This is a genomic window from Streptomyces sp. RLA123 (assembly GCF_056270165.1).
Genome location: NZ_JBWDOR010000003.1, coordinates 796,446 through 818,699, shown reverse-complemented (window position 1 = coordinate 818,699; position 22,254 = coordinate 796,446). Strand labels below are relative to the sequence as shown.

Below are 22,254 nucleotides of genomic sequence, written 5' to 3'. Positions count from 1 at the left end.
GACATGGGGGACACCCATGAGTACGCGACCGCGGTGATGCGGCGCGGCCGGGTCGCGATGGAGCCCGCCGACTTCGTCCCCGACTGGGCGGACCGTCCCCGGAAGGAGAAGTTCTACCCCGGGGCCGAGCGCTTCCCGCTGCCCGACGGGGACTTCCCCGAGGACGCCGGCGTCGGCCGCGGCCTGACCGGGCCGCACGGCGACGCCCCCTTCACGCTGCCGCTGCTCGGCGGCATGCTCCGTGACTCCTACGGGCTGGTCGGCCGCCGCCTCGCCGTGCAGGCCAACACCGACCTGGGCACGCTGCCGATGTACACGCAGGCCAACTGGTCGCGCGGCACGGCCTCGGGCGGCGGCCTCTACCCCGTGGGCGTCCACTGGGTGTCCGGTGCCTCGGGCCCGCTGACGCCGGGCGTCCACCACTACTCGCCGCAGCACCACGCCGTGCAGCGGCTGCTCACCGGGGACGTCACCGGCGAGGTCATGGCGGCGGTCGGCGACGCCCGACTGCACCGGGACGCCGACCAGTTCCTCGTCCTCGGCGTCAAGTTCTGGCAGAACACGTTCAAGTACAACAGCTTTGGCTACCACGTGGTGACGATGGACCTCGGTGCGCTGCTCCAGACCTGGAGCATGTGGGCGCGGGCCAGGGGCCTGCGGATCGACCCCGTCCTGTGGTTCGACGAGCCGCGCCTCGGCCGGCTGCTCGGCGCGGACCCGGACGACGAGGGCGTCTTCGCGGTCGTGCCGCTGCGCTGGGAGGGCGCCGTCCCGGCCGGGGACACCGCCCCGTCCGCCGCCCGCACCTCCGGTGTCCAGCGCACCGAGCAGGAACGGTCCCGCCGTGTCATCGCCTTCGACACCGTGCGCACGGTGCACCGCGCCACCACCCGGAACGCGGCGCAGCGCCCCGCGCCCGGCGCGCTGGAGAGCGCAGCAGCCGCCGCGGTGCCCTCCGGCGGCGAACGCGTGCCCCTGCCGCCCGCCGCGCCCATGGACCTGAGCGTCCGCCGGGCCCTGCGCTCCCGCCGCAGCAGTTTCGGGCGGTTCACGGGCCTGCGGCCCCTGTCGGCCGCCCACCTCACCGCCGCCCTGCGGGCCGCCGCCGCCGGGACGGAACTCACCACCGACGCCACCCCGCCCGGCGGACCCCGGCTCGCCTCGCTGTACGTCTTCGTCAACCACGTCGAGGGCGTGCCCCAGGGCACGTACGCCTTCGACCCCGCCACGGACGAACTGCGCCTGATCAAGCAGGGCGCTCCCGGGCCCTTCCTCCAGGCGCACTACTTCCTCAACAACTACAACCTGGAGCAGGCCGCCGCCGTCATCGTCCCCGCGATCCGCACGCACCAGGTACTCGACGCCGTCGGCGAGCGCGGCTACCGGCTCGTCAGCGCCGCCATCGGCGCGGCCGCGCAGGCCGTCTACACCGCCGCGGCCGCCTCGGACACCGCGTGCGGCGTGGCGCTGGGCTTCGACAGCGTGGCCTTCGCCGAGGAACTGGGACTGGACGGGACGGGTGAACTGCCCCTGCTGCTCATGCTGGTCGGCAACGAGCGGCCCCGGCCGGCCGACTTCCACTACGACCTCGCGTACGCGCCCGCGCGGGCGACCCAGGAGGACGAGGACCGGTGACCACCTCCCTCACCCCGCCGGGACTCGCACCCGCCGCCGGCCCCGCCACGGCGCTCTCCCCGCGCTTCATGATGCGTCTGGCCGGCCTGCCCGTGGAGGCGGCCGAGGCGCTGCGCAGCCCCGCCGCCCGCGGCTGGGCCGACGAGGTCATCGCCGAGGAGGCCCGCCTGCGTGAGCTCGGCGCACGCCTCAGCGACCCGCTCGCCGCGGTCGTCGACGGCAACGATGACGAGGGCATGCGCAGGGACGTGCTGCGCCTGCGCCGCGCCGTGTTCAACAACCGGCTCCCGCAGGACGTGCCTGCCGCGCTCGAACTCGCCGCCCGCCTCGAAGGCCCGGCCGGCCCCGATCTCGCCACCTGGCTGCACGAGCGCCACAAGCTGGCCGAACTGCACGGCCGGGGACCCGGGTTGCTGGCCGACGAGTTCGGCCGCGGCCGTGCCGCGCTGCGCGGCCTCGCCGGGACGGACCAGCTGCGCCTGGGCCTGCTGCTGGCCTCCCCCACGCTCGACGGGCAGCTCGACGCGTACATCCGGGGCGACGCGTCCGCGTCCGGCAAGCGCGGCCGCAAGATCGAGCGGTCGCTGCTCGCGTACCTGTACCGCACGGCCTGCAAGACCAGCCCCTTCAGCACCTTCACCGGGGTCGCGCTCGGCGCGTTCCGGCCGGACACCGCCCCGGCGGGCGCCGTCGAGGTCGCCGAGAGCTGGTCCGGGCACGCCCGCCTCAACGTCGTCGTGCTGCGCCGCATCGCCGAGGCCGTCGCCGCGGACCCCGAACGGCGCGGCGACCTGCTCGTCGGCCCGGCCTCGGGCTGGGAACTGGACGACGAACGGGTGCGCTTCGTCCGCCGTTCGGTGACCGCGGGCGACGACAGCGCCCCGGTCAGCTTCGACGCCGCCCGCGACCGGCTGTTCTTCCTGCGCCGCAGCGGCGCGCTCGAAGGGCTGCTGACCCTGCTGCGCGAGCGGCCCCGGCTGCGCCACCGGGATCTCACGTCCTGGCTGACCACCGAGCGCGACGCCAGTCAGGAGGATGCGGAACGCTACCTGTCGGCGCTGCTGCAACTGGGCATGGTGCAGCTCGACGGCCTGTACCCCGATGTGCACAGCCCGGACCCGGTCCGGGCGTTCCAGGCCGCGCTGCGCGAGGTCGGCCGGCCCTGGGCGCTGGAGGTCGCCGCGCGCCTGGACGACGTGGCCGCCGCCGTGGACGCCTACGCCACGGCGCCGCTCGCCCGCCGCCGCGAGCTGCTGACCGGTCTGGGGCGCGACCTGCCCGCGCTGGTCGAGTCCCTCGGCGCCTCCGGCACGACCCTGCCGCGGACCCTGCTCTACGAGGACGCGCGGGCCGCCGCGGAACCCGTCGCCGCGGATGCGCACACCTGGACGGAGCTGGCCGCCGGCCCCCTGCGGTCGCTGGCGCGGATCCTCCCCGCCTTCGACGTGTCCCTGGCGCAGCGGCTCACGTTCAAGGGCTTCTTCCTGGCCCGCTACGGCAGCGGCGGCCGCTGCGACGACCTGCTGCGGCTCGTCCACGACTTCCACGAGGACCTCTTCGAGCAGTATCTGCTGTTCACCTCGCAGCGCGGCCCCCACGACCCCGCCGAGGGACACGCCCCGGAGGAGAACTGGCTCGGGCTGCCGCAGATCACCGCCCTCGACCGGGCCCGTGCCGCGTTCGTGCGACGTATGCGCGAACTGTGGCGGGACCGGCCGCGGGATACGGAGGAACTGCGGCTGGACGAGGGGTTCGTGGCGGAGGTCGCCGGTGAACTGGTACCGCTCGCGGAGGGATTCGCCGCGCAGAGCCACTTCCTCCAGCTGGCCGCCCGCGAGGAGGACCCCCTCGTCGTCCTCAACGGCTCCTACGGTGGCCTGTGCTTCCCCTTCACCCGCTTCACCCACTGCTTCGACACCGCGGGCGACGACCCGGGACTGTCGGCGGCGCTCCTCGCCGACCTGCGCGCGGCGCAGCCGGAGGGCGCGGTCTTCGCGGAGATCACCGCGGGCTCGGCGACCACGAACCTCAACCTCCACGGACGCATGACGGACTATCAGATTCTGTGTCCCGGTGAGACCGGCTCCGCCCCGCCCGAGCAGCGCCTCCACCTGGACGACCTGTACGTGGAGCACGACGCCGCCCAGGACCGCCTGGTCGTGCGCTCCCGGCGACTGGGCAAGGAGGTCATCCCGCTCTACCTGGGCTACCTGGTGCCCATGGTGCTCCCCGAGATCCCCCGCACCCTGCTCCTGCTCTCCCCGACCTCCAAGACCGCTCTGGACGTGTGGACCGGTGTGCCCGAGGCTCCCGCCACCGGCGGGGTCACCGCCCGGCCCCGCGTACGGCACGGGTCCGTGGTGCTGAGCCGGCGCAGCTGGACCGCCGACGCCGCCGCCCTGCCCGTGCGGCCCGCCGGACAGGACGACGCCGGCTGGTTCCTGGCCTGGCAGCGCTGGCGGCGCGAACACGGCGTCCCAGTCCGGGCCTTCGCCACCGTGCACGCCCCGCGAGGCGCCGCGGGCGGCTGGGCGGGCGGCGGCTCCAAACCGCACTACGTCGACTTCGACAGCCCCTTGTGCCTGGTCGCCCTGGAGGGACTGCTCAAGGAGCGCGCCGGGCGGGTCGTCCTGGAGGAGATGCTGCCGGCCGAGGACGACCTCCACGTCCGTACCGGCCGCGGCCGGCACGTCGCCGAACTCGCGGTCGAGATCCTCCCCGCCGCACCGGCACACCCCGCACCCGACGAGGAAGGACACGGTGAGCGGTCATGACCTCACCCGCGCAGGCAGGCACCGCCCCCACCGGCGCCGCTCCCGGCGAGTGGAAGGCGCTGCACGTCTTCTACGCGGCCAGCCCGCGGCCGCTGCTCCTGGACTGCGTCCGGCCGCTGGTCGCCGAACTCCACTCCGAGGGGCTGCTGTCAGGCCACTTCTTCATCAACTACTGGCTCCAGGGGCCGCACGTCCGCCTGCGCCTGAAGCCCTCCTCGGCGGACGTCGCCGACGAGGTCGGCGAGCGCGCGCTGCGGGCCGTGCGGGGCTTCCTCGCCACCCGCCCGGCCCTGTACGAGGTCAAGGCGGGCTTCCTCGCGGACCTGTACAACCAGCTGTTCGAGCTGGAGTACCCGCAGGAGCAGCGCGACCGGCTGGTCGGCCCGGACGGGCGCATGCTGCTGCGGGACAACAACTCCGTCAGCATCGAGCCCTACGAGCCGGAGTACGGCAAGTACGGCGGCCCGGCCGGCGTCGCGCTCGCCGAATGGCACTTCCAGCGCTCCAGTGACCTGGTCGTCGAGGCCCTGCGCACGATGAACCTGCACGTGCGCACCGTCCTGCTGGGCACCGCCGCGCAGCTGATGATGGTCATGTCGGCCTCCTTCCTGGACGACGACGAGCAGCTGGCGCACTTCCTGGAGCGCTACCACGCCTTCTGGGACGGCGCCTTCTCCCGGACCGAATTCACCGCCCGCAAGGGCTACGACCGCGCCTTCGGCGACATGGGCGCCGAACTCGGCCGCCGGTTCACCGGGATCCGGGCCGCCGTCGCCGCCGGGGCCGACGACGAACTCCCCGGCTTCCTGCGCGGCTGGGCGCAACACTGTCGCGAACTGGCGGGCCGGGTACGGGAACTGGCCGTCGCCGAGGAGCTGGTCTTCCGGTCCTGGAGCGGCGACGAGGAGTTCGAGGTCACCGAGCCCGGCCGGGCCCTGGCGATGCTCATGTCCCCGTACATGCACATGACCAACAACCGGCTCTCGGTGACCATCCGGGACGAGGCGTTCCTCGCCTACGTCCTGGCCCGCGCCCTGCGCGAGGGCACCGGCGCGCCCGAGGGGGAGCGGTGACCGCACCGCCCGGCCTGCTCGGGCTGCGGCCGCGCCGCCGGCCCGACCTGCTGATCGGGCCGTCCGTGCTGCGCGGCACGACACCCGTCCACCCCCTCAAGGACCCGGTCTGCGGCCGCCGGTTCGAGCTGCGGCCCAAGGAGTTCTTCGTCCTGTCCCGGCTCGACGGCGAACAGACCCTCGGCGCCATCGGCGACGCCTACGCCCGCGAGTTCGGCGCCCGCCTCGACGACGCCCGCTGGCAGCAACTCCTCGGCCTCTTCGGGACGCGCCGGCTGCTCGACGGCGGCCCGCTCCCCGGGCCTGCCGCACCGGCCCCCGCGCCGCGCGTGCAGGACGGCAGATCCACCCTGCTCAACGGCCATGTGCGGATGTCCTCCGACGCCGGGGCGCTCATCGAGACCCTGCACCGGCGTACCGCCTTCGCCCGCACCCCGGTCTTCCTGGGCGCGCTGCTGGTACTGGTCCTCGGCATGCTCGCCCACCTGGCCGCGCGCCTGGGCACCCTGGTCCACGACGTGTCCCAACTGGCCCAGCGCCCTGTGCTGCTGATGGCCGTCGGCGTCGTGCTGTGGGTGAGCCTGGCCCTGCACGAGCTCGCGCACGGACTGGTCGGCCGGGCCTACGGCGGCACCGTCGCGGAGATCGGGCTGCGCTGGCGGCTGCCCGTCACCTACCTCTACTGCCTCGTGCAGGACGTGGCGTTCTTCGCCCGGCGCCGCCACCAGATCGCCACCGCGGCGGCCGGACCCGCGGCGAACCTCGTCTTCCTGCTGCCGTTCTGGCCGCTGTGGGCCTGGGCGCCGGACGACGGCCCGGTCCACTACGCCCTCGGCGGGACGCTGCTGCTCGGCGTCGCGGTGGCACTGGCCAACCTCGTCCCGCTGCCCCCGCTGGACGGCTACAAGCTGCTCGGCTACGCCGTCGGCATCGGCCAACTGGCCGCCGGCAGCCGCACCTTCCTCGGCCAGGCCGTGGCCGGGCGGTTCGGCCGCGGTCCGGGCACGCGCGCGTACCCGCGCCGGGCCCGGGTGGCCTACGCGCTGTACGGACTGCTGGCCGGCGCCCTCACCACGGGGACGGCCGCTGCCGTCCTGGCCGCCGCCGGCTGGTGGCTGGCCGACCGGTACGGTGCCCTCGCCGGCGCGGCCCCCGTGCTTGTCCTCGTGGCCGCCGCCGTGCTCCGGCGGCTCGGCCTGGCCGCCCGTGCCAGGCGCACCGAGCACACCCCCCAGGACGGGGAGCGGACGGCACCGGACGCCGTGCCGTCTCCCGGCACCACCCCCTCCGGCCCGCCGCGCGCCTCGCGCGACCGGTCCGGCGACGACCCCCACACAGCAAGGGAACGGCAGATGACGGCAGTGGACACGGCCCCCGAGGCCGTGGTGATCGACGACGTGCGCAAACGCTACGGCCCGGTCCAGGCCGTGGACGGGGTGTCGTTCACCGTGCGCCGCGGCGAGTTCTTCGGCATCCTCGGGCCCAACGGCGCGGGCAAGACCACCCTCATCGAGATGGTCGAGGGACTGCGCCGGGCCGACAGCGGCAGCGTCTCCGTCCTCGGCTCCTCCCCGTGGCCGCGCAACACCGCGCTCCTGCGCCGCCTCGGCGTCCAGACCCAGGCCTCGGCGTTCTTCACCCGGCTGACCGCCCTGGAGCACCTGGAGACCGTCGCCGTCCTCTACGGCCTCGGCCCCGAGGCCGCCGTCCGCGCCCTGGACCTGGTGGGCCTGTCGGCGCAGCCCCGCACCCGCGTCGACAACCTCTCCGGGGGCCAGCGCCAGCGGCTGGCCATCGCCACCGCACTCGTCCACGACCCCGAACTCATCCTGCTGGACGAGCCCACCGCCGCCCTCGACCCCGAGGCACGGCGCTCACTGTGGAAGGTGCTGCGCGATCTGAGGCGCCAGGGACGCACCATCGTCCACACCACCCACCACCTGGACGAGGCCGAGGCCCTCTGCGACCGCGTCGCGATCATGTCGGCGGGCAAGGTCATCGCGCTCGACACGCCCGCCAACCTGGTCCGCTCCCTCAAGGCCCCCACACGGGTCCTGGTCCCCGCCGACCGCATCACTCTCGAACGCGCCCGCGCCATCGAGGGCGTGGACAGCGCCCAGGTCGAGGGCGGCGAGGTCGTCATGGAGACCCGCGTGGCCGGAGCGGTCATCGTCGCCGTGAACGAGATCGCGGGCCCGGACGCGGTGCAGACCCGTACCGCGACCCTGGAGGACGCCTACCTCGCCCTGACCGGATCGGAGCACTGACCGTGAGCGCGTACACAGCACTGACCAGGGCCAACTACCGCGCCTACGTCAGGGACCAGACCACCGTCTTCTTCACCTTCGCCTTCCCGCTGCTCTTCCTCGTCGTGTTCGGGCTGATCTTCAAGGGCCAGACCGTCGAGGACGGCGGCCCCCCGTACATCAACTACATCGCGCCCGGCGTGCTGTCCTGGGGCGTCGGCAACGCCGCCATGTTCGGCGTGGCGTTCACGATGATGCACTGGCGCCGCGACGACATCCTCCGGCTGATCTGGCGCACGCCCACCTCGCTGCCGTCCGTGCTGGCCTCCCGCTACGCCATCGCCATCGGCGTAGGGCTGGTGCAGGCCGCCCTGTTCATCGGCGTCGCCCTGCTGCCGCTGTTCGGGCTGAAGCTCGCCTCCGGCTGGCCGCTGGTGATCCCGGTACTGGTCCTCGGCATCACCACGTTCATGGCGCTGGGGCTCGTCGTCGGCAGCCTGGCCAACACGCCGGAGGCCGTCGCCGCGATCGCCAACTGCATCATGGTGCCGATGGCGTTCCTGTCCGGGTCGTTCTATCCCAGCGACCTGATGCCCGGCTGGCTGCGGGACGTCGCGCTCGCCCTGCCGCTGCGCTACTTCAACGACGGCATCCTGGGGGTGCTCTCGCAGACGCACCACGGAAGCGCCTCCGACCTCGCCGTCGCCTGCGCCGGACTCGTCGGCTTCGCGGCCCTGTTCGCGCTCGTCGCGGCCCGGACCTTCCACTGGAGCAACCGGGGATGACCGCCGAATCCGCCGCGCCCGCGGCCGTGCCGCCCGAAGTGCACGCGACAGCCACCGACAGCGCGGCCCGCGCCCTGCGGGACGCCCTCGCCGCGCGCCTGCCCGCGGCCCCTGACGTGGTGCCGCTCGGCGCCGTCGACACCCTCAACACCGGCCGCGACCCCCACGCGGACCGCCGCCCCGGCGCCCGTGTCCAGCTCGCCCACGACGCCGTCCTCATCGGCCCGTTCGGGGGCACCGACCCCGACGAGGACGCCTGCGGCCAGTGCCTGGCGATGCGCTGGCAGCGCCTGCGCACGCGCTCCGAGCGCGAGGCCTGGGAGACCGGCACCTCCGCGAGCGCGGCCGGGCGGTGGCCGGTGCTGCCGGAGTACGTCGTCGACGCCGTGGCGTCCGTGTACGCCGCCGCGCTCGCCCGCCGCGCCGACGGACCGCTGCCCCGCGTCGTCCGGCTCGACCTGGCCACGCTCCAGGTCGCCGGCGTGCCGCTGCTGCGCGAGCCGCTGTGCCCGCACTGCGCCCCGTCCGACGAGGCGGCGGTCCCGCCGATGGGGACGGGGACCGTCCCACGCCCCAAGCCCGCGCCGGACGCCTACCGGCTCCGCTCCCCGCGCTCGTACGAGCTGCCCACCCAGGCCCTCGCCAATCCGGTCTGCGGCGTGCTCGGCGCCGCCACCTGGACCGACGTGAAGTCCCCGACCACCGCGCCGGTCGCGGGCAGCGTCTTCATGCGCGGCTACGCGGGCCTGACCGACGTCACCTGGAGCGGCCAGGCCAACTCCTTCCGGGCCAGCCGCGACCTGGCCTTCCTGGAGGGTCTGGAACGCTACGCGGGCACCCACCGCCGGCGCCGCGCGCCGCTGCTGACCGCGGCCTGGGACAGCCTCGGGGACCGCGCCCTCGACCCGCGCGACTGCGGCGTGTACGGGCCGCAGACCTACCGCGACGACCCCCTGCTCAGCCCCTTCGCCCCCGGCCGGCCGATCCCCTGGGTGGAGGGCTGGTCGCTGCGCGACGAACGCCCCGTCCTCGTCCCCGCCCGCCTGGTGCACTACAGCGCGGGCCTGGCCGCCGACAACTTCGTCTTCGAGTGCTCCAACGGCTGCGCCATCGGCAGCTGCCTGGAGGAGGCGGTCCTCTTCGGCCTGCTCGAACTCATCGAGCGCGACGCCTTCCTGCTCGGCTGGTACGGCAACGCGCCCCTGACCGAGATCGACCTCGGCTCGCTCGACCGCGGCACCACCCGCGCCATGGTCGACCGGGCCGCTCTCCAGGGCTACGACGTCCACGTCTTCGACAACCGCGTCGACCTGCCGGTGCCGGTCGCCACCGGACTCGCGGTCCGCCGCGACGGCGGTCCCGGCACCCTCGCGTTCGCCGCGGGCGCCGCCTTCGACCCCGAGACGGCTGTCGAGTCCGCCGTCGCCGAGATCCTCACCTACATCCCGCACCTGCCCGGCCAGGTCCGCGAACGCCCGGACGAACTGGCCGCCATGGCCGCTGACTTCGGCCTGGTGCGGCGGCTGCCCGACCACGCTGCGCTGTTCGGGCTGCCCGGGATGGCCGGGCACGCGGCGAGCTACCTCGAACCGGCCGCCGTACGGCCGTTGCGGGAACTGCACGCGGGCTGGGAACGGCTGCGCCCGCGCACCGGCGACCTCCGCGACGACCTCGCGCTGTGCCGGGACCTGCTCGCCGGGGCGGGCTTCGACGTCATCGCCGTCGACCAGACCACACCGGAACAGGAGCGCATGGGCCTTCGGACGGTGTGCACGCTGGTCCCCGGCCTGCTGCCGATCGACTTCGGCTGGTCCCGGCAACGCGCGATGGACATGCCCCGGTTGCGTTCGGCCTTCCGGCGCGCCGGGCTGCGGGAGACCGACCTCTCCGACGCCGAACTGCGCCGGGTGCCGCACCCGTTCCCCTGATCGCCGGGGGCGGGCACGGCGAAGCCCCCTGTCCGGCGGCGCGAACCGCCGGGCAGGGGGCCGAGGGCCGGGTCAGGCCGTGCAGCTGGTGGTGCTGGTGGTGCTGCTGCAAGTGCTGGTGCTGCTGCAGCTGGTGGACGAGCCCAGCATGACCTCGCTGGCGTCGGAGTAGTCGGTGATCTCGAAGGTCTCGGACTCGAGCTCCAGGATCTCGTCGGCAAGCGACGCGAGGGACTTCGGCTGCGGCGACATGGTGGTCCTCCTCAACGTGAACGTGGCGGGAGCGGCGGCCCAGGCCCGGGCGGATCGAGCGAACACCCGTGCGCTGTACCGGAGTCATTTCTAACCAACCCCACTGGCAGATCGGCCCACGTCCCGCTGTCACCTCGCTGTCAGGTCCTCTTCGCCCCCGCCCTTCCCCCGTACGCAAGGAGCCCGGCGTGCATCCCACCGCCCCCACCCCCGCCGCGGTCCTCGACGGCCTGCCCGGCGTCCTGCGCCCGGCCGTCGAGGACCATCTCGACCTCCACCGCCATCCCGAGCTCTCCGGCGCCGAGGAGCGCACGGCGGCCCGCGTCGCCGCCCGGCTGACCGCCGCCGGCTACGAGACCGCCCGCGGCCTGGGCGGACACGGTGTGGCCGGCCTGCTGCGCAACGGCCCCGGGCCCGTGGTCATGCTCCGCGCCGAACTCGACGCGCTGCCCGTGCAGGAGACCACCGGCCTGTCGTGGGCCAGCGAGCGGGCCGGCGTCATGCACGCCTGCGGTCACGACCTGCACCTCGCCTGTCTGACGGGCACGGCGCACCTGCTGGCGGGAGCGGCCGATCACTGGTCGGGCACGCTCATGGTCGTCGCCCAGCCCGCCGAGGAGACCCTGAGCGGCGCCCGCGCCCTGCTGGAGGACGGCCTGTACGAGCGGTTCGCCACTCCCGGCACCGTGCTCGCCCAGCATGCCGCGCCCCTGCCGGCCGGAATGGTCGCCCACGCCCCTGCGCACGGGCCGGTGCTGGCGGGCAGCCGCCTGCTGGAGGTGGTCGTCCACGGCTCGGGCGGGCACGCGGCCGCCCCGCATCTGGCGGTGGACCCGGTCGTCGCCGCCGCGGCGATCGTGCTGCGGCTGCAGACCGTGGTGTCGCGGGAGACCGCCCCGGCCGAGCAGGTCGTGCTCACCGTCGGCTCCCTGCACGCCGGTGTCCGGGGCAACATCGTCCCCGGCCGCGCCACGCTGGAGGTCTCGGTGCGGGCCTTCACCGACGCCGCCCTCGACCGCGTGGAGGCCGCCGTGCGGCGCATCGCCGCCGCCGAGTGCGCGGCCTCGCGGTGCCCGCGCGAACCGTCGGTCCGGGTGCTCGCGCAGTCACCGCCCACCGTCCCGGACGCCGGGGCCGCGGAGTCGGTGCGCCGCGCCCACGAACAGGCCCTCGGCGAAGGGCGCGTCGCGCTCTGGCCCGCGTCGACGGCCACCGAGGACTTCCCGCTGTTCGGCCCCGCCGGGGCGCATCTGCACGGCGCCCCCGGCATCCGGACCGCCTACTGGATGTTCGGCTGCACCGGCCCCCGCCAGTGGGCCGGGACCCCCGGGGGCAGCGCCGCCGAGAAGATGGCGGCACTGCCCCCGAACCACGCCCCGGACTTCCGTACCGACCCGCGGCTGGCCGTCCCTGCGGGCATCACCGCCCTGACGGCGGCCGCCCTGGTGTTCCTCGGGCCCGGGATCACGCCGCGCTGATGGTCTTCTGCTCGACGTACTGGCCGAGGCCCGCGGCACCGAACTCGCGGCCGATGCCGCTGGTCTTGTAGCCGCCGAAGGGGCCGTCGAAGCCGCCGAAGCCCCCGTTGACGGAGAACGTCCCGGTGCGGATGCGCCGCGCCACCGCGAGCCCGCGCTCGGTGTCCGCCGTCCACACACCGCCGCTCAGGCCGTACGGGGAGTCGTTGGCGATGCGCACCGCGTCGTCCTCGTCCTCGAAGGGGATGACGACCAGCACGGGGCCGAAGATCTCCTCCTGGGCGATGCGCATGGAGTTGTCGACGTCCGCGAAGAGCGTGGGCCGCACGTAGTAGCCGCCCTCCAGGCCCTCCGGCACGTCCGGGCCGCCGGTCACCAGGCGGGCGCCCTCCGCGATCCCGACGTCGATGTAGGACCGTACGCGGGCCTGCTGGTCGGCACGGACCATCGGGCCGAGGTAGGTGGCCGGGTCGGAGGGGTCGCCGACGGTGATGCCCTGCATCATCGACGCCACCGCCGCGACGACCTCCTCGTACCGCGAGCGCGGCGCGAGGATGCGGGTGTGGGCGACGCAGGCCTCGCCGTTGTTGCCCAGCGCCGCGGACTTCAGGCCCTCGGCCACCGCGACCGGATCGGCGTCCTCCAGGACGACGGCCGCGGACTTGCCGCCCAGCTCCAGGCTGACGCGCTTGAGCTGCTCGCCCGCGACGGAGGCGATCGTGCGGCCGGCGGCGGTGGAGCCGGTGAACGCGATCTTGTCGACACCGGGGTGCGCGACCAGGTACGCGCTGGTCTCGCGCCCCGCGGGCAGGATGCTCAGGACGCCCTCGGGCAGCCCGGCCTCCGTGAACAGCTCGCCGAGCACCAGGGCGTCCACCGCGGTCTCGGGCGCGGCCTTGAGGATCACCGTGCAGCCCGCGAGCAGGGCCGGGACGACCTTCGCAAGCGCCGACTGGTGCGGTGCGTTCCACGGGATGACCGCGGCGACGACGCCGACCGCCTCGCGCCGCACAAGGGTGCGGCCGGCGCCCGCGGAGGGCAGCTCCTCCTCCCAGCCGAACCCCTCGGAGGCGCGCAGGTACGCGGCCGTCTGCTCCGCGATCCCGCCGTTGTGCAGCCAGTGGGTGAACCACAGGGGCGAGCCGTTCTCGGCGGTGACGAGTGCGGCCAGCTCCTCGCCGCGGGCGGTGTGCAGCGCGTTGAAGCGGCTGATCACCGCGCGGCGCTCGGCGGGTGTCGTCAGCGGCCAGGGTCCGTGGTCGAAGGCCTCACGGGCGGCGGTCACGGCCCGGTCGACGTCGGCGGGAACGGCCTCCGGGACGACGCCGACCAGGTGCCGGTCGTGCGGCGAGCGGACCTCGATGGTGCTCGCGCCGGCGGGGGCGACCCAGCGGCCCCCGATGAACAGCCGGTCGAAGGAGGTGACACCAGGGGCGACGGAGGGGGTGGCGGTCATGGGAATTCTCTCCTGAGGGACAGGCCGTGCCAGCCGTCCCCGAAATAAGGGGACGCTGGGCTCTTATGCTCTCCAAGTTAACAGACCACTGGACCGTTAATAAGGATCCGGTGGTCCGTTATGATGTAACGGCGGACACACTCGAGGCATGGGGGACCGGAACCGTGAGCCAGGAGCAGGACACCGCCGCCTTCCAGCGCGCCCGCCGCCCCGAACAGCGCGAGCAGCGCCGCGAGGAGATCCTCGACGCCGCCGCGACGCTGCTCCGCGAGATGCCCGCTGCCGAGGTCAGCCTGCGCGAGCTCAGCCGCCGCGTCGGGCTCTCCAAGTCCAATGTCGTGCGCTACTTCGAGACCCGCGAGGCGGTCTTCCTCGAACTCCTCGACCGCTCGATCGAGGAGTGGCTCGACGCCCTGGAGGACGAGCTGCCGCCCGTGCCGGGACCGGAAGGCCCGCCCGTCGCGTCCCGCGCGCTCGCCGGGGCCTGGGCCCGCTCGCTGGCCCGCCGGCCGCTGCTGTGCGAGCTGTGGAGCATCCTGGCCGCGGTCCTGGAGCGCAACGTCTCGGTCGGGTCCGTCCGTGCGTTCAAGCTGCGGGAGGCGGAGCACCGGGCCCGGCTGGCCCGCATGGCGGGCGACCGCCTGCCGGGCCTGGGGGAGCCCGCGGCCGTGGAGCTGACCCGGATCTCGGTCGTGCTGACCGCGGGGCTGTGGCCGTTCGCCAACCCCTCGCCCGCGGTCGTCGAGGCCACCGGGGACCCCTGCCTCGCCGAGGCCCGCGTCAACTTCGCCGAATCGCTCGGCACCATGCTGCACGCGGCCCTCGCAGGGCTCCTGTGCGAGCGCGCCACGCCCTGACGGGCAGTCCGGGCCGGGCCGTTGGGAGCCCGCGCACCTTAGCCGGATTCGTCACCGTGGGTGGCGGCTTCGCCCCGGTTGCCCGTGCCGGCGTCCGTCGCCGTACCGTGGGCACATGGCCGTCCCCGACCTCATCCGCATCGTCTCCCGGTCCTCGCCCATGGCCCTCGCCCAGGTCGAGCGGGTCCGCACCGAACTGACCGCGCTCCATCCGGGCATCGCCTTCGAGGTCGTGCCCGTCACCACCTCGGGCGACCGCTGGATGGGCGACCTCGCCCGGCTCGGCGGCAAGGGCGCGTTCACCAAGGAGGTGGACGCCGCCCTCCTGGAGGGCCGGGCCGACCTCGCCGTGCACTGTGTCAAGGACATCCCCGCCGACCGCCCGCTGCCGGCCGGCACCGTCTTCGCCGCGTTCCTCAAGCGCGACGACATCCGCGACGCCCTCGTGCACCCCGGCGGCCTCGCCCTGGACGCGCTCCCCGACGGGACCCGCATCGGCACCTCCTCCGTCCGGCGCGTCGCGCAGCTCGCGGCCTCGCACCCGCAGTTGACCTGCGTACCGCTGCGCGGCAACGCCAACCGCCGCCTGGAGAAGCTCGAGCAGGGCGCGGCCGACGCCCTCCTGCTCGCCGTCGCCGGGCTCGAACGCATCGGCCGGACCGACGTCATCAGTGAGGTCCTGCCGGTCGAGACGATGATCCCGCCCATCGGCGCCGGCGTCCTGGCCCTTCAGTGCCGCGAGGACGACTCCGCCACCATCGACGCCGTCAGCGACCTCGGCGACCCCGCCACCCACCGCGAGACCACCGCGGAACGGATGTTCCTCCACGTCCTCCAAGGCCACTGCAACAGCCCCATCGCCGGCTATGCCCGCGCCGAACGCGACGGCCGCCTCTCCCTGCGCGCCCGGGTCTTCTCACCCGACGGCAAGACGGTCCTGGACGCACACGAATGGGCCGGCCCTCTGGACCCCGCCACGCTCGGCACCTCGGTCGCGGTGGCGCTGCTGCGGCAGGGAGCGCGCGAACTGATCGACAGCATCGCGCACTGACGTACCGTCAAACAGCGGCGAGGGGCAGCCGGTAGCGGGTGGCGGGACGGCCGTTCACGGTCACGTCCGCCACCGCGATGAAACCGCTGCGCGTCAGCACCGCCCGCGAGGCGGGGTTGTCCAGCGCGGCCACCGCGATCAGGGTCCGCAACCCGTACGTGGTGGCCGCCGGCCGGCACACCGCCGCGACCGCCGCCGTCGCCACCCCGCGGCCCGCCGCGCTCTCCCCGACCCGGTAACCGAGTTCGGCGGCGCCGTCCGCCACGTCCACCAGATTGACCCGGCCCACCAGTTCGCCCCGCTCGTCGAGCACGACGTGGAAGTGGCACGTCCCCGCGTCCTGCTCCGCCAGCAACGCCCGGTGCTGCGCGGCGAATCCGGCGAAATACGCGTCCCCCCGGTCGGGCACGGACCGCGCGAACCACTCCCGGTTCGCCCGCTCGAACGCGAGCAGCGCGCCCGCGTGACCTGCCGTGAGCCGCTCCAGCCTGACCATGGGCGGCAGCATATCGACACGTCGCGCACGGGTGACGAGCCGCGTCGGCGCGCTGCTCCCCTCACGTCGGCCCGGGCCACCGCGGCGAACTCCCCGTCGGCGGCCCCGAACCGCTCCACGGCAGGCGAGCGGTTGCGTGTGCCGGGCCGAGGGCTGCTCACCGCGGTGGCGGGCACCCGGTGAGGGGTCGGTGGACGTCGCCGGCTACATCGCCACCACTCGGGCGATCAGCCCGACGGCGATGAGAACCGCCACGGCGAAGATCAGGAAGAGGGAGACGACCTCCCACGCCGTCCGCACCTCCGGCGGCTCGGTGTAGGAGATACCGGCCGTGGTGCTGCTCTCGCACGGGGGAGTGGGCGTGGGCGGCACCCCTTCACGGTGCGGCCGGAGTTGCGGGGCGAGCTTGGGGCCGCTGTTCGTGGTCGGCATGGGTATCACTCCCGGTGTACTCCCGATGTGCGGATGACCGCGGCACCTCGGGCCCGCCCGGGGACGACGGCCCCTGCCGCGCTCTGCCCTGTCCTTCGATGGTAGGCCGCGCAACGGCGCCGCGCCCGTCGCGACGGCGATGACCTGCAGGTTCCACCGGCTGATCACCCCGCACGTACGCCGTGCAGACCCGCGGCCGGGGCGGCACCGCCGTCTGCCGAGGGGTCAGCCGCACGCGGGAACGGGGTTGTCGGCCCGCGCCGGGTCCGGACGCGGATGCGGCGCGGACGAGTGGTCACGCAACGGGCGTATTCCGCGCAGGCTGCTCCGATGATCAGGAAACCCATGAGCCGGGCATCTCGGCTGTGGACAGGAGTCAACCTATGGGGCGCCTGAGAAGCGTGTGGTGCGGCAGAGTACTCTGCGCGCCAATGGCATCGGATAACGACAGCCTGGAGATCCAGTGACCCTATCCCCCCGAATCCGGCCGCGCCCCGGCGTGCTCATAGCGGCCGCAGCTACCAGCATCATCGGGCTCGGCCTCTGCGCCGCGCCCGCCTCGGCGCACACTCCCAAGTGGGACGTGAACTGCTCCGAGGTGACGTTCGTCAACCTCACGGCCTACAACGGCCGTGTGGAGAACACGGTGACCATCACCGTGGACGGCAAGGACCTGCTCCCGACCGAGACCTTCGGCTCGGAGTTGCACAAGGAGCACCTGACCCTGCCCCCGCACACCAGCGCGGTCGAGGTCAGCATCGTCGTCAAGGCCGGCGACGGCCAGCAGTTCTCGTTCAGCGACACGAAGTCCGCTCCCGCCTGCGAGGGCGCGCCCCCGCAGACGCCGGAGTCCCCGGTGCAGAGCGAGACCCCGTCGGCCACCCCGACCACCGAGTCGCCCGCGCCCAGCGAGTCCCCGACCGTTGACGCGAGCAGCAGTGCCTCCGACGCGGCACCCTCCCCGGCCGGTGGCGAGTCCTCGCCCGCCGCCGATCTCGCCGAGACGGGTGCCTCCAGCTCCACCCCGCTCCTCGCCGGTGGCGCCGCTGTCGCGCTGCTCGCCGGTGGCGGTCTGCTCTTCGCGAACCGCAAGCGTCGCGCCGCCCGTCACTGACGAGCCCTGCGACACACCTCGTTCATCGGCCCGGGTGCCGGCTCCTCCTCGCGGAGGGCCGGCACCCGGCTGCTGTTCCGGCCACCCCGTCCCGTCTCGCCCCGTCCCGGAAGGACCCGAAGGACACCGTGACCACCCCGACCCAGGCAGCCCCCGCCTCAGGAACGGCACTCGACGAACACACCGACACCGTCACGCCCTCCTCGTGGGCGGTGCTGCTGTGGAACGACCCGGTCAACCTCATGGGATACGTGGTCCGTGTCCTCGTCCGTGTCCTGTCGGTCAGCGAGGACGAGGCGCACCGGCTCATGCTGCTCGCCCACTCCAAGGGCCGGACGGCCGTCTTCAACGGCGACCGCGACGCCTGCGAGGTCGTCGCCGCACGCCTGATGGCCGCGAGCCTGTGGGTGACGGTGCGCCATGGGTGACAGCGTCTTCACATGCGACGGCGACACGATCCTCGTCGCCCTGCGGCAGCCGCTGCCGCAGAGGCTTATCCGCCTGGCCGACCGTGTCGCCGCCGCGCCGGGGCCGGTCGACGCGCCGGACCACCTCGTCGAACTGACCCAGGACGCGGCCGATGACCCCCTGCGGCGCTGGGAGGCCGACGCCGCCGCGGAGTCCCTCCGCGGCCGGCTGGCCGACCGCGTGGCGGACTCCGACCGGTCCGTCGTGGACGCTCTCGCGGCACCGGGCCCCCTGGTGCGCGCCCGCCTCGACGACGAGGCGGCGGACCTGTGGCTGGAATGGCTCAACCGCCTCTACGTCGCCGTCCGGGCGGCCGAACTCGACGGCATCGCGGTCGGCGGCGGCCAGCCGCTCGACGTCCGGGGCAGCTATCTGCGCGAGCCCGACGTCGTGGCGCCCGCCGGCTTCGGCCCCGAGGGCCTGCTCGTCGGATCGCTGATGGCGCAGTTCCTCGACGCCCTCGACGAACGCGACGCCGGACGCGGGTAGTTGGTCGCGGCCATCGGGACCCGGTGGTAAATCCTCGGCCCGTCGGTGCGCTCCCGTGTCAGAGTGAGCGCACCGAGGGGTGTAGCTCAGCCCGGCCAGAGCAGCGGACTCCAAACCCGCACGCCGCAGGTTCACATCCTGCCGCCCCTGCCGGAAGCGGCGATGCCGATGCCCGCTGACCTGCGGTGATTCGGGAGTCGCCAATGATGGGGTGCGGGATCCGGCCCCATGAAGATCGTCTGCTCGCCCGCTGCTCGCCCGAAGTGTCACGACGCCTCCTGCGGCAGGAAAATAAGGGCACGCTTCCGGGGCCTCTTGGACATACAGTTCTGGACCCCTTCCGGACCGTGACGCGGTCGCCATCGAGGCGTGGGATCAGGCGTACTCAGAGCCGGCCTGCTGGGCGTATCGGAACGGGTTGAGGTGAACACGCGGAGCCGGGGGAGCGGCTTGCAGGTGAGGGGGGGAGCTCTCGAAGTCGCCCGCTGGGTTGCGTCTGGCGATCTGTGGGCCGCCCTGGGCGCTGGGTCCGGTCAAAAGGGGGCATCTGGCGAAGGCCCCGGCTCTTGGCCGGGGCCGTTTCCGCTTCGGACGTGATCGCGCGCTCCGTCGACGGCGGGGGCCGGCTCGCCCCGGCGCCGTTCAGGCACCGTCACGGTTGAGCATTTGATTAGCCGTGCGACCGGACGGGCATCCGCCGGCGTGCGAGCGAAGCGGTCCGCCCGGCTGGGTCAAGGCCCAAAATCGGCTATCCCCTCGGACCAGTCCTCGATCTGCGCGACCGTCAGCGATTCATCACACAGTCAGTCCAGCGACCAAGACGACAACCTGTCACGCCACATGCGGTTGCAGTACCAAGGCTCTCTCGAGGTCATTCGAAGGCAATGACCAGGCGACCGAGGACGTCGCCGCGCCCCAGGGCCTCCAGGTTGTCGTTGATGTCCTCGAGCCTGACCTTGGTGACGTTGTGCTTGACGAGGCCGGCCTCGGTGAGCGAGAGAACCTCGACGAGGTCCAGATGGTTGCCCCAGAACGAGCCGAGATAGGACAGCTCCGTGCCGACGAAGGGGAACTGCCGGTGCTCGACATGCTGGCTCATCAGGCCGACGGCTGCCAGTGCGCCCTCCGGGCCCAGCAGGTCGAAGCCCATGGAGATGGACTCCGTGCTGCCGACGCAGTCCAGGATGGCGTCGATCGTCCGCCGACCGGTCAGCTGCTCCAGCTCGTCCTGGATGGCCTGCACGGGCTTGTCCTTGACGTTGATCCCGTAGTCCGCGCCGTTCTCCTTCGCCACGTCCAGCTTGCCGTCCTGGCGGGCCAGCGCCACCACGGTCGCGCCGCTGCCAAGCAGTTTCGCGTACTGGACCGCGTAGCTCCCCAGCCCGCCGATGCCCGTGACCGCGACGGTGCGGCCGGGTCCAAGCTTGCCCGCGTCGCGGAGCTTCCTCATCCCGCGGTAGGGGGTCATGCCCGCGTCGGTCATCGGGGCCAGGAGCTCGGGGTTTTTCGCGGCCTCCTCCGAGACCGGGATTGCGTGGCGGTACTCCACGGCCATGTACTCGGCGAAGCCCCCGGGCGGGCCGAAGCCCACCCAGCGGCCGTTGCCGCTGCACAACTGCTCGTTGCCCTCGCGGCACTGCCGGCAGGTGCCGTCTCCCCAGCTGGGGTTGACCACGACCATGTCCCCCTCGGAGTAGCCCGCCGTCTTCGGTACGCCGCTGCCCAGTCCCGCGACGCGGCCGGTGACCTCATGACCGGGGATGTAGGGGAGTTCGACGGGGAACGGGGCCTCGAAGTAGCCGTCGAGGAGCTGGTAGTCGCTGCGGCACATGCCTGTCGCCGCGACCTTCAGCAGGATCTCGTCCGGCGCCGGATCGGGCACGGGGACGTCTTCGATTCGCAGGGGCTCTTTGTAGCCGTGCATCCGGGCTGCTCGCATCTGCATGGGAGTGCCTCGCTTTCGCGGCCAAGCAGCGGGCGGGCCGGTACGTGGCCACCGCTCCGCTTCGGATATTTCCAGAATGATGCGCTTGCTGATGCAGCGCATCATGAGCACGCATGCGACGCGCAGTGCACGACAGTTCGCCTTCTGTTGCGTTAAGGCGCGGATTTTATCAATTATCGCGTGCTTAATGAATCATTGTTCAAAATGTCCGTCCCATGTCCGGAGCCGCCCCGGCCGGTGCACGTGAGACTTGTTCGTGCCGCTGGTTCTGGGCCGGGCGAGGCACGTCCCTTGGAGGACCCCTTGTCCAGCTGCGGTTGCAGCCGCCGGAGCACCTGCTCGGTCACCGCGGACCCTGACGTCACGGTAGACGGCAACGGATCGGCCGGCGTCCCCGTATGTCATCTCGTCCACCAGCGGCGGTGAGACCACCGTCATCCAGGCCGTCGACACCTCCTCGGTCGACGTCATCATGACGGGCACCGGCACCGTCGGGGACCCGTACCTGGTGGGCGCGGCCGTCGAGCTCGACCCGGCCCCGCCCGGCGGCGGGACGAGACCCACCACCATGCCATCGAAGACGGGTAGCGCATCCACATCCGCATCCACATCCGCGGCCTCGGCCGCGTCGCGTGCCGCGACTGCGCCGGCCAAGCCCGCGTGTCGCCCGCGCTGGGAGCAGCCCCCCGGCCTCTTCTCGAAGAGGTTCGCGCTGACGCGCCCGCATCGGGGCGGTTTGTTCGCGGGTCAACCCGCTGAGGGCCGCTGAGCAGGCATTTGGTCGAAATGGGCCCGTGGTTGCAGGGTGTCACCGCACACTGGCTGTGGTGGCTCCGTCGTTTCTCCCCCGTCGCGACGGGGTCACCGTCGTGCGCCGACCATGAGGAGTCCTGGGTATGCGGGTGGATGACTGGCACCTCACCGAAGACGTCGACGGCTTCCTCGCCGGTGCCGGGGACTTCCTGTACTCCCGCCCCGCCCTGCACACCCTGCTGTTGACGGTGACGGAGGTCCTGCGCGCGCGGTGGAGCGGGCGCGTACGGCGCCGAGGCTCCCGTCTTCGGACGACTGGAAGAAGCGGGCGACGTGTCCGCCGCCTTCTTCCGCACGCCGCCCCGCCGGCTGAACCTCACCGCGCTGACCGCCGACCAGGCCGAAGCGCTCGCCGCCCGCCTGGCCGGCTTGGGTCACCAACTGCCCGGTGTCACCGCGGTCCATGACACGGCCGTCGCATTCGCTGAGGCCTGGGGGCGTCACACCGGCACCGTGCCGGTACTCGGCCAGCAGCGACGCCTCTACCGCCTCGGCACGCTCACCCCGCCCGAGCCCGCACCGGACGGCCGCAGCCGCATCGCGGGCGGCCAGGACAAGGAGCGCCTGGCCGAGTGGAACGACGACTTCGCGGCGGCCATCGGAGAGGCGCCCTCTGTCGGTACCGGCCTGTCGGCCGGCTACAGGCGGTTCACGTTCTGGGAGACCCCGGACGGCACGCCTGTGTCCATGGCGGGCGTGACACCGATGGTCGCGGGCCAGGTCCGCGTGGGTCCCGTCTACACCCCGGCCGAGCTGCGCGGTCACGGCTACGCGGGTGCGGTGACGGCGGAGGTGAGCCGCGCCGCACAGGCCGAAGGCGCGGCGGAGGTCGTACTGTTCACGGACCTGGCGAACCCCACGAGCAACGCGATCTACCAGCGCATCGGGTACCGCCCGGTCGCCGACTTCGCCTCGTTCGACTTCGCCTGAGCCTGGGAGCCTGGCCCGGCGTCAACACGACG

General features: G+C 73.3%; 17 protein-coding genes, 1 tRNA gene and 1 pseudogene. 14 read left to right on the top strand and 5 right to left on the bottom strand.

Annotation, left to right across the window (positions count from 1 at the left end; all coding sequences use genetic code 11):
* Positions 1-3 precede the first annotated feature (3 nt).
* The 6 genes from RV983_RS03685 to RV983_RS03660 all read left to right on the top strand — a co-directional run bounded on the left by RV983_RS03685 (position 4) and on the right by RV983_RS03660 (position 10,441).
* Positions 4-1,635: a nitroreductase family protein gene (locus tag RV983_RS03685; protein WP_475984310.1), complete on the top strand. Its 1,632-nt coding sequence runs from the start codon at positions 4-6 to the stop codon at positions 1,633-1,635.
* 68 nt (positions 1,636-1,703) lie between these two features.
* A complete protein-coding gene (locus tag RV983_RS03680) occupies positions 1,704-4,409 on the top strand; it encodes a lantibiotic dehydratase (RefSeq protein ID WP_475990211.1) in 2,706 nt (901 codons plus the stop codon).
* Positions 4,406-5,482, top strand: a complete 1,077-nt coding sequence (locus tag RV983_RS03675) for a lantibiotic dehydratase C-terminal domain-containing protein (protein WP_475984309.1) — start codon at positions 4,406-4,408, stop codon at positions 5,480-5,482. Before RV983_RS03680 ends, RV983_RS03675 begins: the two co-directional genes overlap by 4 nt.
* Positions 5,483-6,834: 1,352 nt before the next feature.
* A complete protein-coding gene (locus RV983_RS03670; RefSeq protein WP_475990210.1) occupies positions 6,835-7,749 on the top strand; it encodes an ABC transporter ATP-binding protein in 915 nt (304 codons plus the stop codon).
* 2 nt (positions 7,750-7,751) lie between these two features.
* Positions 7,752-8,513 carry an ABC transporter permease gene (locus tag RV983_RS03665; RefSeq protein ID WP_475984308.1) on the top strand — a complete coding sequence of 254 codons (762 nt, stop codon included), beginning with the start codon at positions 7,752-7,754 and terminating at the stop codon, positions 8,511-8,513.
* A complete protein-coding gene (locus tag RV983_RS03660) occupies positions 8,510-10,441 on the top strand; it encodes a TOMM precursor leader peptide-binding protein (RefSeq protein ID WP_475984307.1) in 1,932 nt (643 codons plus the stop codon). Before RV983_RS03665 ends, RV983_RS03660 begins: the two co-directional genes overlap by 4 nt.
* Before the next feature lie 72 nt (positions 10,442-10,513).
* On the opposite strand, the gene RV983_RS03655 is transcribed toward RV983_RS03660, so the two are convergent.
* Positions 10,514-10,693: a thiazolylpeptide-type bacteriocin gene (locus RV983_RS03655; RefSeq protein ID WP_319659509.1), complete on the bottom strand. Its 180-nt coding sequence runs from the start codon at positions 10,691-10,693 to the stop codon at positions 10,514-10,516.
* Between the two features lie 188 nt (positions 10,694-10,881).
* Here RV983_RS03655 and RV983_RS03650 point away from each other — a divergent pair, with 188 nt between their 5' ends.
* Positions 10,882-12,171: an amidohydrolase gene (locus RV983_RS03650; protein ID WP_475984306.1), complete on the top strand. Its 1,290-nt coding sequence runs from the start codon at positions 10,882-10,884 to the stop codon at positions 12,169-12,171.
* On the opposite strand, the gene RV983_RS03645 is transcribed toward RV983_RS03650, so the two are convergent.
* The gene (locus RV983_RS03645) at positions 12,158-13,627 is read right to left on the bottom strand and encodes an aldehyde dehydrogenase (RefSeq protein ID WP_475984305.1); all 1,470 of its coding nucleotides are present in this window, start codon (positions 13,625-13,627) and stop codon (positions 12,158-12,160) included. The two genes, RV983_RS03650 and RV983_RS03645, sit on opposite strands and share 14 nt — an antisense overlap.
* A 164-nt stretch (positions 13,628-13,791) precedes the next feature.
* Between RV983_RS03645 and RV983_RS03640 the strand changes: the two genes are divergently transcribed.
* Both RV983_RS03640 and hemC read left to right on the top strand, forming a co-directional pair.
* Positions 13,792-14,484, top strand: a complete 693-nt coding sequence (locus RV983_RS03640; protein ID WP_475984304.1) for a TetR/AcrR family transcriptional regulator — start codon at positions 13,792-13,794, stop codon at positions 14,482-14,484.
* Positions 14,485-14,599: 115 nt separating this feature from the next.
* Positions 14,600-15,535, top strand: coding sequence for a hydroxymethylbilane synthase (gene hemC, locus RV983_RS03635; protein ID WP_475984303.1), 936 nt, complete (start codon positions 14,600-14,602; stop codon positions 15,533-15,535).
* A 7-nt stretch (positions 15,536-15,542) separates the two neighbouring features.
* Here the strand turns inward: hemC and RV983_RS03630 are convergent, their stop codons facing one another.
* A complete protein-coding gene (locus RV983_RS03630; protein ID WP_475984302.1) occupies positions 15,543-16,031 on the bottom strand; it encodes a GNAT family N-acetyltransferase in 489 nt (162 codons plus the stop codon).
* Positions 16,032-16,235: 204 nt separating this feature from the next.
* Complete coding sequence (locus tag RV983_RS03625) at positions 16,236-16,463, bottom strand: DUF6480 family protein (protein ID WP_475984301.1); 228 nt, start codon at positions 16,461-16,463, stop codon at positions 16,236-16,238.
* 463 nt (positions 16,464-16,926) lie between these two features.
* Between RV983_RS03625 and RV983_RS03620 the strand changes: the two genes are divergently transcribed.
* The 4 genes from RV983_RS03620 (at position 16,927) to RV983_RS03605 (ending at position 18,684) form a co-directional block, all read left to right on the top strand.
* Positions 16,927-17,577 (top strand): LAETG motif-containing sortase-dependent surface protein, encoded by a 651-nt coding sequence (locus RV983_RS03620; RefSeq protein ID WP_475984300.1) that lies wholly within the window; start codon positions 16,927-16,929, stop codon positions 17,575-17,577.
* A 128-nt stretch (positions 17,578-17,705) separates the two neighbouring features.
* Complete coding sequence (locus RV983_RS03615) at positions 17,706-18,005, top strand: ATP-dependent Clp protease adaptor ClpS (protein ID WP_475984299.1); 300 nt, start codon at positions 17,706-17,708, stop codon at positions 18,003-18,005.
* On the top strand, positions 17,998-18,534 hold the full coding sequence (locus RV983_RS03610) for a hypothetical protein (RefSeq protein ID WP_475984298.1): 537 nt from the start codon (positions 17,998-18,000) through the stop codon (positions 18,532-18,534). Before RV983_RS03615 ends, RV983_RS03610 begins: the two co-directional genes overlap by 8 nt.
* Before the next feature lie 75 nt (positions 18,535-18,609).
* Positions 18,610-18,684, top strand: a tRNA-Trp gene (locus RV983_RS03605).
* A 721-nt stretch (positions 18,685-19,405) separates the two neighbouring features.
* On the opposite strand, the gene RV983_RS03600 is transcribed toward RV983_RS03605, so the two are convergent.
* Positions 19,406-20,479 (bottom strand): NAD(P)-dependent alcohol dehydrogenase, encoded by a 1,074-nt coding sequence (locus tag RV983_RS03600; RefSeq protein WP_475984297.1) that lies wholly within the window; start codon positions 20,477-20,479, stop codon positions 19,406-19,408.
* 896 nt (positions 20,480-21,375) lie between these two features.
* Here RV983_RS03600 and RV983_RS03595 point away from each other — a divergent pair.
* Positions 21,376-22,222, top strand: a pseudogene (locus RV983_RS03595) (GNAT family N-acetyltransferase).
* Positions 22,223-22,254 lie beyond the last annotated feature (32 nt).

Bases quoted from the DNA above. Each gene is read 5' to 3' on its own strand.
- RV983_RS03685 (WP_475984310.1), top strand. From the start codon at position 4: ATGGGGGACACCCATGAGTACGCGACCGCGGTGATGCGGCGCGGCCGG.
- RV983_RS03680 (WP_475990211.1), top strand. From the start codon at position 1,704: ATGATGCGTCTGGCCGGCCTGCCCGTGGAGGCGGCCGAGGCGCTGCGC.
- RV983_RS03675 (WP_475984309.1), top strand. From the start codon at position 4,406: ATGACCTCACCCGCGCAGGCAGGCACCGCCCCCACCGGCGCCGCTCCC.
- RV983_RS03670 (WP_475990210.1), top strand. From the start codon at position 6,835: ATGACGGCAGTGGACACGGCCCCCGAGGCCGTGGTGATCGACGACGTG.
- RV983_RS03660 (WP_475984307.1), top strand. From the start codon at position 8,510: ATGACCGCCGAATCCGCCGCGCCCGCGGCCGTGCCGCCCGAAGTGCAC.
- RV983_RS03655 (WP_319659509.1), bottom strand. From the start codon at position 10,693: ATGTCGCCGCAGCCGAAGTCCCTCGCGTCGCTTGCCGACGAGATCCTG.
- RV983_RS03645 (WP_475984305.1), bottom strand. From the start codon at position 13,627: ATGACCGCCACCCCCTCCGTCGCCCCTGGTGTCACCTCCTTCGACCGG.
- hemC (WP_475984303.1), top strand. From the start codon at position 14,600: ATGGCCGTCCCCGACCTCATCCGCATCGTCTCCCGGTCCTCGCCCATG.
- RV983_RS03630 (WP_475984302.1), bottom strand. From the start codon at position 16,031: ATGGTCAGGCTGGAGCGGCTCACGGCAGGTCACGCGGGCGCGCTGCTC.
- RV983_RS03625 (WP_475984301.1), bottom strand. From the start codon at position 16,463: ATGCCGACCACGAACAGCGGCCCCAAGCTCGCCCCGCAACTCCGGCCG.
- RV983_RS03610 (WP_475984298.1), top strand. From the start codon at position 17,998: ATGGGTGACAGCGTCTTCACATGCGACGGCGACACGATCCTCGTCGCC.
- RV983_RS03600 (WP_475984297.1), bottom strand. From the start codon at position 20,479: ATGCAGATGCGAGCAGCCCGGATGCACGGCTACAAAGAGCCCCTGCGA.